This is a genomic window from Methylophaga sp. (assembly GCF_965655755.1).
In the GTDB taxonomy this organism is placed as follows: Bacteria; Pseudomonadota; Gammaproteobacteria; order Nitrosococcales; family Methylophagaceae; genus Methylophaga.
This window is the reverse complement of record NZ_CBFHHW010000003.1, coordinates 1-11,659: the sequence shown is the minus strand read 5'-3', so window position 1 is coordinate 11,659 and position 11,659 is coordinate 1. Positions and strand designations below refer to the sequence as shown.

Genomic DNA, 11,659 nt, shown 5'->3' with positions numbered 1-11,659 from the left:
GTACAAACGATTGTACTGCCTTCTGGAATTTTGCCCGTTTTGACATCTCTCAGTGCACCCGCTAAGGAAGTTGCTGACGCCGGCTCACAAAATACACCTTCTTTCTCAGCCAACAATTTCTGAGCAGCCAGGATTTCTTCGTCGCTGCACTCATCGAACCAACCACCAGATTCTTTCTTGACCTGCCACGCTTTGTCCCAACTCTGTGGATGACCAATACGAATCGCCGTAGCTACTGTTTCAGGATCATCGACCATCGCACCACGCATAAATGGCGCGCTGCCCGATGCCTGATAACCAATCATCTTAGGACGATTACCGACAATAGCTCCGCCCGCATATTTACACTTGCCTTCACAATATGCACAAGCATCTGTGACATGGTCACCTGAATCACAGGAGTATTCACAGTAACCGATCCAGTGAGCCGTGATATTACCGGCATTACCTACTGGTAAGCAGTGATAGTCAGGTGCCCGACCCAGCTCTTCAACGATCTCGAAAGCAGCCGTTTTCTGGCCTTGCAGACGATAAGGATTAATCGAGTTCACGATAGTAACCGGGGCATGCTTTGCTACATCTTTCACCAACTGCATACCCTGGTCAAAGTTACCCTTGATTTGAATCACGGTAGCACCGTGCATCATCGCCTGCGCCAGTTTACCTTGTGCAATTTTGCCATCAGGAATTAGTACAAACGCTGAAATACCAGCACGTGCCGCATAGGCTGCCGCCGCTGCAGAGGTATTACCGGTCGAGGCGCAGATAATCGCTTTACTCCCCTCTTCAACCGCTTTTGTAACGGCCATGGTCATACCACGATCTTTAAATGAACCGGTAGGATTCAGACCTTCGTATTTCACATAGATATCGACATCCTTACCCAGCTCTTTGGCGATATGGTTAAGCTTGATCAGGGGGGTATTGCCTTCACCAAGACTGATCAGGCGGGTATCGTCATTGACCGGCAAACGATCGCGGTAGCGTTCAATTAGTCCAGTGTAACGGGGTCGAAATGACATAGTGCTTCTTCCTCTAAAATAAATGCTTATCGGGCTTTAACCGCCCAGAGATTCCATACGGATTCGCATAATCGAATCCGGTACCGTATCCAATGCTTCAATCTGTGCAATGGCCTGGTCCATATTTTTCTCAGCCACGGCTTGCGTCAGCATAATGATGGGTACCATCCCTTCATGTTCTTCAGGTTGTTTCTGCAGGATAGCCTCAATATTGATGCCCTGCTCACTCAAAATACGCGTAATATCAGCCAATACACCTGGCTTATCCAGCGTATGAATACGCAAGTAATAAGATGTCACCACTTCTGACATCGGCAGAATAGGCGTGTCCTTCAGTGAGTCTGGCTGAAAAGCCAGATGCGGTACACGATTTTCTGGATCCGTTGTCAGCGCCCGAACAATATCAACGATATCGGCCACAACGGCAGAGGCAGTGGCTTCTGAACCCGCACCGGCACCGTAATACAGAGTCGGACCAACTGCATCACCTTTTACGACAACGGCATTCATGACGCCGTTCACATTAGCAAGCAAACGACGCTCCGGAATCAGTGTAGGGTGAACACGCAGTTCAACACCGGAAGTGGTTTTTTTAGCTATCCCCAGATGTTTGATGCGATACCCCAGTTCAGCCGCATTTTGCACATCTTCTTGCGATATTTTACTGATACCTTCGGTAAAACATTTGTAGAATTGCAACGGAATACCAAACGCGATAGAGGCCATGATAGTCAGCTTGTGCGCAGCATCAATACCCTCAATATCGAAAGTCGGATCGGCTTCGGCATAACCTAGCGCCTGAGCCTCTGCAAGAACATCAGCAAAGTCACGGCCTTTCTCACGCATCTCGGTCAGAATAAAGTTGCCTGTACCGTTGATAATGCCAGCTAGCCATTCAATCCGGTTACCTGCAAGCCCTTCGCGCATCGCTTTGATGATTGGAATACCACCTGCAACAGCTGCTTCAAAGGCAATGGTTACGCCTTGTTTCTGAGCCAGTTCAAATAACTCATTACCGTGCATAGCAATCAATGCTTTGTTAGCTGTCACAACGTGTTTGCCGCTTTCAATCGCTTGTATGACCAGATCCTTAGCGATACCCGTACCACCGATGAGTTCTACGACGATTTGAATGTCGGGATCGTTAATGATCTCAAACGCATCCTCGCTGAGTTGAATAGCCGAGGTATCGCAGCTTTTAGGCTTGTCCAGATCACGGTCAGCGGCACGTGAAATTTCAATATCCCGGCCCGCACGACGACTGATTTCTCTCGAGTTCCGGGTCAATACGTTGACGGTACCGCTACCAACAGTACCCAGACCCAAAATTCCGATTTTTACTGATTGCACACTGCCCCCTAAGGTTTTCTCATCATGTCACGGATCCCACGGATCGCCTGACGTGTACGATGTTCATTTTCAATCAAGCCAAAGCGAACATAATCATCACCGTATTCACCAAAGCCAATTCCCGGTGACACAGCGACTTTCGCTTCCTTGAGTAATTTTTTACTAAATTCCAGTGATCCCAGCTCACGATATTTTTCTGGAATCTTAGCCCAGACAAACATGGTGGCTTTCGGTTTCTCAACAGCCCAGCCTATGGCATTGAGTCCTTCACACAAGACATCCCGGCGACTTTTGTAAGTCGCGACGATCTCATCAACGCATTCCTGTGGGCCATCCAGAGCTGTAATAGCGGCAACCTGAATGGGCGTAAACATGCCGTAGTCAAGATAGGACTTCATTCTTGCCAGCGCAGCAACTAGTGTCGGATTACCAGACATAAAACCAACCCGCCAGCCAGGCATATTGTACGTCTTGGATAGGGTATAAAATTCGACTGCGACCTCTTTCGCTCCCGGCACCTGCAAAATTGATGGTGCTTGATAATCATCAAAACAGATTTCACCATAAGCCAAATCATGAATCACCCAGATCTGGTGCTCTTTCGCAAAGGCAACAATTCGTTCAAAAAACTCTAAATCGACGCACTGGGTGGTCGGGTTGCCTGGGAAATTCAGGACCAGCATTTTTGGTTTAGGCCATGAGTCTTTCACCGATTTTTCAAGCTCGGCAAAGAAATCCACATCCGGTGTTAAAGGCACATGGCGAATATCTGCGCCCGCAATCACAAAGCCATAAGGGTGGATTGGATAAGCCGGATTCGGAACCAATACCGCATCGCCGGGACCAACTGTTGCCAGCGCCAGATGCGCAAGTCCTTCTTTAGAACCTATCGTTACAATACATTCATTGTCGGGATCGACATCCACATCAAACTTTCGTTTGTACCAGTCAGCACAGGCTTTACGTAACCGCGGAATTCCCTTAGACACCGAGTAACGGTGGGTATCGGGACGCTGGGCGGCCTCGACCAGCTTTTCCACAATATGAGGGGGTGCCGGTTTATCGGGATTTCCCATCCCAAAGTCGATAATATCCTCACCTCGCGCACGTGCTTTTGCTTTCAAATCATTTACAATGTTGAAAACATATGGCGGAAGGCGTTTAATTCTAGGAAACTCGTCGTTCAACTGAATACCTGCGATAAGCTAAAACTGTCGGCAAACAAAGCAAAATAACTGAAATTCATCAACACTTCAAATCCATTTACAAGAAGCATCTACATGAGCGAACAAGATATATTTTACAAAACCATTCTTGAAGATCTAGAAAGCGGCAAGCTTGTCTTGCCCACACTTCCTGAAGTTGCCCTTCAAGTTCGTGAGGTCGTCGATGACCCCAATGCTACAGCATCACAACTTGCCGATATTATTGTGACAGATGCAGCGTTATCTGCACGGCTGTTAAAAGTCGCTAACAGCGCCTTATATCGTGGCCGCGTTCCCATCGAAAGTGTCCAAATGGCCGTGTCACGTCTTGGACTCAGTATGGTTCGCAATCTGGTCACCAGTTTGGTCATGGAACAAATGTTCCAGGCTACGACCAACAGCCTTGATAAACGGCTTCGTGCGTTGTGGGAGCATACCACCAAAGTGGCTGCGGCCTCTCAAGTTATTGCCAATAAAGTACCCGGCATTAAAACTGATGAAGCCATGCTAGCCGGACTCATCCATGCTATCGGCATCTTGCCAATTTTAATGAAAGCAGATGATAGCGATCTTATCAGAGACAGTCGAAAACTGGATCAACTTATCGACAATCTCTATCCCAAACTGGGCGCATCCATTCTGGAAAAATGGGAATTTTCTGAAGAACTCATTGAAGTTGCTGCAGAACACAAAAACCTGAACCGCAATACGCAGGATGAACCAGCGGATCTGGTGGATGTTGTTCAGGTTGCGGTACTGCAAAGTTATAACGGCACGGATAAAGCCATCGATCCAGTGACGCTAAACGAAATCAATTCATTCAAGAAAGTGGGTGCTGATACCGGCTTTAGTCTTGAAGAACTTGATGAAGACAGCGAAGAATACCAGGAAGCTCTCGCTTTATTTGGTATGTAAGCTATATAAACGAAGGGGGGGGGGACAGCCCCCTTCGTTTCAAAGCTCGCTTTTTATCAACGTGCACAGCGTCACAGTTTTCCTCATCAATGGCGGTAAGCTTTGAACCAAAGTATTATTCTTATCGTCTGATGCTTTAAAACTAACCTGAAAAAGCTACACGCTCACGACGAGATTCAAACCTGATAAAAATGTATATTCCTTTATCCTCACCAAAAAACACAGCTCACGTGCTTCGTGTTTTAGTGTGCATTGCGATTATTCTCTTACTGGCAGGGTGTCAGTCAAGCCCCAAACATAAATCATTACCCTCATTTCCCCCCAACGACGACACTGACTCCTATGAGCTGGAGCGGCTATACGATCAGTATAAGGTCTGGCGTGGCACTCCTTATCGTTTAGGGGGTAACAACCTTAGCGGTATTGATTGCTCCGCTTTTGTTAAACGTACTTATGAAGACCTCTTTGGTATTACGCTGCCACGCACGACTAGTCAGCAAATTCTGGTTGGGCATAAGATTGGTCGCTCCGATCTGGAAACCGGTGATTTGGTCTTCTTCCGAAGCGGTAAACATGTTGGGATATATCTCGAAGACAATAAATTTATGCATGCTTCCACCCGGCTGGGTGTGACAATTTCCAGAATCAATAATGTTTACTGGTCACGCTATTACTGGCGCGCTATTCGTATCAAACCGCAACGCTAAACAGTCATTGCACTCCGCCTGAGCCATAGGCAATATGTGATCATTCATGCTTTTTATAGCATAAAACCGGGAGATTCAACTGTGTCACATTGTATTCGACTTTTTATCCTACTCTCCACTGCTGTACTGTTCTCTTCAAATGCGCTGGCTGAAACACCTAATTTGAAACCAGGGCTATGGTCTTACACCACGACCACCACTTTAGAAGGTCCGATGAATATGGCGCCTAATACCTCCAGCAGTAGAGAATGCCTTACCCAGGAACAAATCAACAAAGGCATTAATATGTTGGATATTCCTGAACAATGCATTGTGCTTAAAGCAGATGTTTTTCATGACAGATCAGAGTTTGCTCTGGACTGTAATATGCAGGGCATTAAAACGATGTTCAAAGGCAATGCAGCTTTTCATGGCGAACAGATGAACGGGAAGATGGATGGTGAAATGAATACACCATTGGGTCCCATGCTGATGAAGATGAATTTTAAGTCCGAGCGAATCGGTAACTGCTAAAGCCTGAAAAGGTTCACAGATGGACAAGTTAATATTGAATTTAGCATCGCGTCTTTTGCTTTCAACGTATTTGGATTGTTAGGAAGAAGGGCACGAAAGTTGCGCCGCCTAGCTATTAAATAACCGAATCCGTACCTGTTTTTCAATTTCGATAATCACAAATAGCGCTATACCAATACTGATGATCAGCAATCCGTCCAGAAGAGGTATGGCCTGTGTTGTAAATACAGACTGCAAGTACGGCAGATAAGTAACAGCGAACTGCCCGACAGTAACAACCAGCACCGCTAACCAAATAACTTTGGTACCGCGTATAGCTTTCCAAGTTAACGATGTACCATACATATTGCGAATGAAGAACAGATGGAATATTTCCATCACCACCAGTGTATTCATCACCATTGACCGTGCAAGCTCTTCCGAATACGCCTGTTCGATCGCGTAGGCATAAATCCCAAACACACCACAGAGAAACAGAGTCGCCACCAAAATAATATGCCACACCAAAGTCCCCGTTAATAGCGGCTGATCCCGAAGACGCGGTGGCCGACGCATAGTGTTTTCCTCCGTCGGCTCATAGGCAAGAGCAATACCCAAGGAGACGGCAGTGATCATGTTTACCCACAAAATCTGAATAGGTGTGATCGGTAGTGCCATTCCGAGCATCAGCGCCACAATAATGGTTAAAGCTTCGCCTGCATTGGTTGGCAATGTCCAACTGATGACCTTCTTGATATTGTCGTAAACCGTTCGTCCTTCTCGAACGGCAGCGGCAATCGAAACGAAGTTATCATCAGCTAAGACTAGGTCCGAGGCCTCCTTGGCAGCTTCGCTGCCTTTATTGCCCATGGCAATACCAACCTCCGCGCGCTTCAGTGCAGGCGTATCATTGACGCCATCGCCTGTCATAGCCACTGTGAGGCCGCACGCTTGCATTGCCATCACCAATCTTAGCTTATGCTCTGGACTGGTACGGGCAAAAACGTCTGTATCTATGACGACCTTCCCAAGAGCTTTATCATCAAGCTTATCGAGCTCAGCACCAGTCAGCGGGTTCGCAGGATTTTGCAGGCCAACCTGCTGAGCAATCGCTGAAGCGGTTGCCGCGTGGTCACCGGTGATCATCTTTACACGAATACCTGCCGCACGACATTCTGCTATAGCCTCAATCGCATCTGGGCGTGGCGGATCCATCAACCCTGTCAAGCCAAGCATAATCAAGCTGCCATTGACGTCACTATGTTCCAACACCATATGTTCAGAGGTTACCGCCACTTCCGCCAAAGCAAGTACTCGCTGGCCCTGAGCTGTGATTTTCTCGGCTTGTTCATTCCAGTAAGCCTGGTCTAATGGGTCGGTACCACCATCAGCAGTGCGCTGTGCTTTACACATCGTCAGAATTTTTTCTGGAGCACCTTTGACTGCAATAACTGCATGGTTTTCATGATCATGATTCAGGGTGGCCATGAATTTGTGTCTGGAGTCGAAGGGGATAATATCAGTGCGGGTCCACTGACCACTTTCAAGGTCACTGTCTAATTCAACTTTTCCAGAGAATGCCAGTAGGGCCCCTTCCATTGGGTCACCCTCAACACACCACACATCATCGTGTCTTTTTAGCTCAGCATCGTTACAGAGAAAAGCAACCCTGCCCAACTCCACCAGCTGTGGATGCTCGAGAACTGAAATAACGCTGTCAGCAGCTTTTATGTCCCCCCTCGGCTCATATCCCTTACCCTCAACCCTATAAAACTGTCCATCAAGCACCACCGAGACCACACTCATATCATTGCGTGTGAGAGTACCGGTCTTATCTGTACAAATCACAGAGACCGCTCCAAGTGTTTCGATGGCTGGCAGACGACGGATGATAGCATTACGCCGAGCCATGGCCTGCACCCCGACAGCTAATGTAATGGTCAGCACTGCAGGTAAGCCTTCCGGTATGGCAGCCACCGACAAGCCCACCACAGCCATAAATAGCTCAGTGAAATTATGCTGCTGAATAATGAGTCCGAAGACAAAAATTAATACGGCAATGGCTAGGATAAAAAAGGTTAACCACTTGGCGAAGACCGCCATTTGCTCGACAAGAGGAGTAGTCATCGTTTCGACAGCGGCTAGCAAGCTACTGATACGCCCTACCTCGGTTACCGCACCAGTAGCAACTACAACGCCTGTTCCCTGACCACTGGTGACCGTAGTACCACTATAGGCCATACAGAAACGGTCCCCCAACTCAGCATCCAATGCCACTGACTTGACTTGTTTTTCCACAGCCACTGACTCTCCGGTCAAGATGGCTTCTTGAATTTGTAATCCATGAGCCTGAAGTAACCTTAAATCAGCAGGTACCTTGTCACCGGCCTCAAGTAACACGATATCCCCAGGCACAAGCATTTCACCATCAACAGTATGCCGTTGACCATCACGTAGCACTGAAGCCCGCAGCGCCAACATATGCCGGATCGCATCCATTGCTTTTTCTGCCTTACCTTCCTGAACCAGACCGATAATCGCGTTGACAATAACTACCGCCAAAATCACAGATGTATCCAACCAATGCTCAAGCAAGCCCGTAATAAAGGCCGCGCCCAGCAAAACGTAGATTAGGATATTGTTGAAATGTAAAAGGAAACGTCTCAGTAGATTACTACGGGGAGGCTGGGGCAATCGGTTAAGGCCGTGAATATCGAGTCGAGCTGATACTTCATCGGCAGTTAACCCTGCAGACGTTGTATCTAATTCAGAGAGTGCCTTTTCCTGTGATACATGATGCCAGTTATGTTGACTCTCCATATCCTCTCCCCCGAAAAAAACGATATACACCACAATATCAGGTTTATTTTCCCGTAATGCACACGCTCTTAAATATATTTACTACGGAGAGTATCCATTGAATAACATAAATCCAGATAGTAAAGAGAATCTCTCATCACTACTGCTATCAATTACTTGCGAATACAGTGGAAATTAAGCTCTTGTAAAAAATGAGCTTAGACCCTTTATAAAACCCCATCTATGCCCAGCGATGCTATGAGTTTGTAGTAGCCAAGAAAAACCAAAATGAAAAATAGAATAATGATAATTTCATGCTTATAGCCATGGCGATGAAAGAATTTTCTATCTCTATGGTGAACAACATCCATGATTTCATCTGCAAATCGAATTGACAAGAACGTCCCTACGCCAGACAAGACAATGACACTCCAATATGGATAGGGCGTGGTTAATATTGCCAGCATAAGCCGTGTTATTGCTGTTGTTTCATAAAACTCGGAAAAATAAGCAAAGGCAATGATATTAATGGTTATTGCCACCCCCCAGACAACCACTTCCGAAATAAACATACGTATACCAAATAGCAACCGAAGTGGAAAATCCAAGAGAAATCCGGCATCGGCAATGGGTGTACATAAAACGAAGAAGCTCCAGGTTAAGAGCGATGCAATGCCACCTGTGATCACATTGTATTCAACACTTAAGTAAGCAAAATAACCTAGTATCGTCAGACTGAGTAAAAGAAATTTATAGAGCAGTTGCTTCTTTGGATGCCCAATTTTCTCTGTCGGTGATGTTGTCATCATAAAAAGTGAACGTATTGATGTTTGATTTTATACATTGTCTCTTCAGCTTCATAATTGATAATGGCTCGTGAGCATAAGACGAGCTTAACGGAACCATCGAATAGATATTTCTTCGGTGTATATTCCGGCCACATATACAGGAATAACACTACATCCCGAATGGGAGGTAGGTCGACCAATCGTTCGAAACTAATCACTCTCAACATTTATGCGCAGCATACCGTACTCCAAGTCACGCATATAGTTCGGTGTTTTACGGCTTCTTGATTAGCTTCATTTCTTTGAAGCATAGGTAAACACTCACTGAGAAAGAAGTTTTGATCGTCGATATCGTAAATTTATGTCTAGAAAATAAACAAGGTTAGTAAAAGAAAGTCAACGTCACACCTATCACGTAACTTGCTAACACTAGCCCCCCTTCAAAACCGATATTACCAAGACCATGTCGCTCACGACGCAACAAACCTAAAAGCAGAATAGCAATCATCAAAATATTAAGCGCTAGCCAGAATGCCATCGTACCAGACACCGCCTGATAGATTGAGCCTGGTCGGTAAGCTAGATCAGAAAGCACCAAAAACAACACATCAAACGTATTACCACCGATGATATTCCCCACTGCAAGTGTCAGGGCGCCACGCCTTACAGCTGCGATAGCTATCACCAATTCCGGTAACGACGTAACCAAAGCTGTGAACACAGTACCAAAGAAAGTTTGACTGAGACCACTCTGATGAGTAATGACGATCCCGGTTTCGGCAATCAGCCAGCCGCTTACCGCAACAACCGCAGCCAACAGTAAAAAAGAAAGCCATAATTCCAGTCCAGCCGAGATCATATCAGCTGATTGCGGTGCCTGTTCTTCTGCTTTGGTTTCACTTGTTTTTCGTGGAGTCCACATGGGCGTCTGGTGAGACTGTCTCAGCAGGCGCAGCCCAAACAGATAAGCGCCCAGGATGGCGAAAGATACGATATCAACCGTCCAGATTGTGATACCTGGACCAGTCATACCCAATAACGGTAATGCCAGCAATACCACTAGTAATACGCCCTGCATCAGGTTTTCTTCCGAGGCAGCGGCATGTTCCAGATTCGCACTTCGATAAAGCATATCGGCTATTACCAAAAAGGTTGTCTGTAAGGCTATCCCACCGATGGCATTACCGAAAGCCAGTTCAGCAGCCCCTTCCCATGCGGAGGTAATAGAGGTAATCGTACCCGCCAACGAGGTAATAATGCCGAGAAATACGGCGCCTAAAATGGCCTGTCCCAGGCCGGTGAGATGGGCTAACTGCTCAGCCCGTTCTGTCAGCCAGACACCGCAGACACCGACCACCGCGCCGGCCAAAAGGAAGATGACAACATTGATGCCTAAACTGAGGTCGACAAACATGTGACTCCGGTTTGGTTTTAATGGTTGGTTCCTATCCTAGCTTGTGAGGTTGGGGGTTGTCATTGTTGAGGCTGGTTTTGATTTAATGCTGGGGCTGTTTATAACCAGGAAGCCTATCAACTTCCCGGTTTAATTTAACGACAGGTTTTCGCCTTGAGGGCGAGGGTGGGATCTTTACCAACGCTGATATCTGCTCCCGCTTTTCCTCCCCTTTTGTGCTGACGAGTAGCGCAGGTTAATCTGGATAAGAATTGGCTAGTGTTTGAGCGAAGCGAGTTTTAGCCACTTCCCAGATTCACCGAGCAACGCAGTGAAGCCGCAGGCCAGCACATTGGGGCGCCCTAGGGTTGTTAGGGATTTGGGCGAACAAATCCCTGACTCGCTATTTAACGCGAAAGAATGTCTTCAGTAATCTAACTTAGATTAAATTTGATCAGCTGTGGTGCTAGTCAGTGATTTTGTCTAGAAGGTTTGGATAATCATCAATAATTGCATCCATAGTCTTTTCTGCCAAGTCGATAATTTCATTAATCCTCGTCATCAAATGAAGCGGATAAATAACGTTCTGACTTCGCATTGGAAATTTTTGTCCACTTATCTCAGAAACTTGTAATTTGGCTTCAAGAATATCTCTATCCGTGTGAGCATAAATTTTATGTCGGCTACCAAGTAATTCTTGGTGCAATCGTGAAAATCTGCAGGGATATATTTTTTATCGAGCACCATTGAACCTCCTTGACTTCCTTTTGAGGAGGTATAAGCCCTGCAATAGGCTATGACAGCATATTTAAATGCTGCATTTCTGAGTAGTTCATTACTCGACTGTTTAACAGCTCTAAGCACATTTCGCGCGTCATTAAAATCATCAAGACAATTTTGTGTATGGAGAAATATTTCAGAATGATTCATTAAGACTAAGCTCCACGTGATTTAAATGGAACCCTATGGAGCCTCGAGGAAGAAGACA

The 11,659-nt window shown here is 46.3% G+C and carries 9 protein-coding genes; 3 read left to right on the top strand and 6 right to left on the bottom strand.

Features of this window, described 5'->3' with window-relative positions; all coding sequences use genetic code 11:
* From thrC to alaC, 3 genes are all read right to left on the bottom strand, one after another.
* Nucleotides 1-1,022: threonine synthase (gene thrC, locus ACTF5U_RS01705; RefSeq protein ID WP_438969904.1), on the bottom strand; the 1,022-nt coding region annotated here is incomplete at its 3' end.
* Between the two features lie 36 nt (nt 1,023-1,058).
* The gene (locus tag ACTF5U_RS01700) at nt 1,059-2,372 is read right to left on the bottom strand and encodes a homoserine dehydrogenase (RefSeq protein WP_438969903.1); all 1,314 of its coding nucleotides are present in this window, start codon (nt 2,370-2,372) and stop codon (nt 1,059-1,061) included.
* A gap of 8 nt (nt 2,373-2,380) precedes the next feature.
* Nucleotides 2,381-3,559, bottom strand: a complete 1,179-nt coding sequence (gene alaC, locus ACTF5U_RS01695) for an alanine transaminase (protein WP_438969902.1) — start codon at nt 3,557-3,559, stop codon at nt 2,381-2,383.
* 93 nt (nt 3,560-3,652) lie between these two features.
* Between alaC and ACTF5U_RS01690 the strand changes: the two genes are divergently transcribed.
* The 3 genes from ACTF5U_RS01690 (at nt 3,653) to ACTF5U_RS01680 (ending at nt 5,712) form a co-directional block, all read left to right on the top strand.
* A complete protein-coding gene (locus ACTF5U_RS01690; protein WP_438969901.1) occupies nt 3,653-4,492 on the top strand; it encodes an HDOD domain-containing protein in 840 nt (279 codons plus the stop codon).
* Nucleotides 4,493-4,683: 191 nt separating this feature from the next.
* Entirely contained in the window at nt 4,684-5,199 is a 516-nt protein-coding gene (locus tag ACTF5U_RS01685) for an NlpC/P60 family protein (RefSeq protein WP_438969900.1), read from the top strand.
* Between the two features lie 81 nt (nt 5,200-5,280).
* Complete coding sequence (locus ACTF5U_RS01680; RefSeq protein WP_438969899.1) at nt 5,281-5,712, top strand: DUF3617 domain-containing protein; 432 nt, start codon at nt 5,281-5,283, stop codon at nt 5,710-5,712.
* Between the two features lie 108 nt (nt 5,713-5,820).
* Here ACTF5U_RS01680 and ACTF5U_RS01675 read toward each other — a convergent pair whose 3' ends face one another.
* The 3 genes from ACTF5U_RS01675 to ACTF5U_RS01665 all read right to left on the bottom strand — a co-directional run bounded on the left by ACTF5U_RS01675 (nt 5,821) and on the right by ACTF5U_RS01665 (nt 10,692).
* On the bottom strand, nt 5,821-8,511 hold the full coding sequence (locus ACTF5U_RS01675; RefSeq protein WP_438969898.1) for a cation-transporting P-type ATPase: 2,691 nt from the start codon (nt 8,509-8,511) through the stop codon (nt 5,821-5,823).
* 206 nt (nt 8,512-8,717) lie between these two features.
* The gene (locus ACTF5U_RS01670) at nt 8,718-9,299 is read right to left on the bottom strand and encodes a hypothetical protein (protein WP_438969897.1); all 582 of its coding nucleotides are present in this window, start codon (nt 9,297-9,299) and stop codon (nt 8,718-8,720) included.
* Between the two features lie 361 nt (nt 9,300-9,660).
* Complete coding sequence (locus tag ACTF5U_RS01665; protein ID WP_438969896.1) at nt 9,661-10,692, bottom strand: sodium:calcium antiporter; 1,032 nt, start codon at nt 10,690-10,692, stop codon at nt 9,661-9,663.
* Nucleotides 10,693-11,659: the final 967 nt, after the last annotated feature.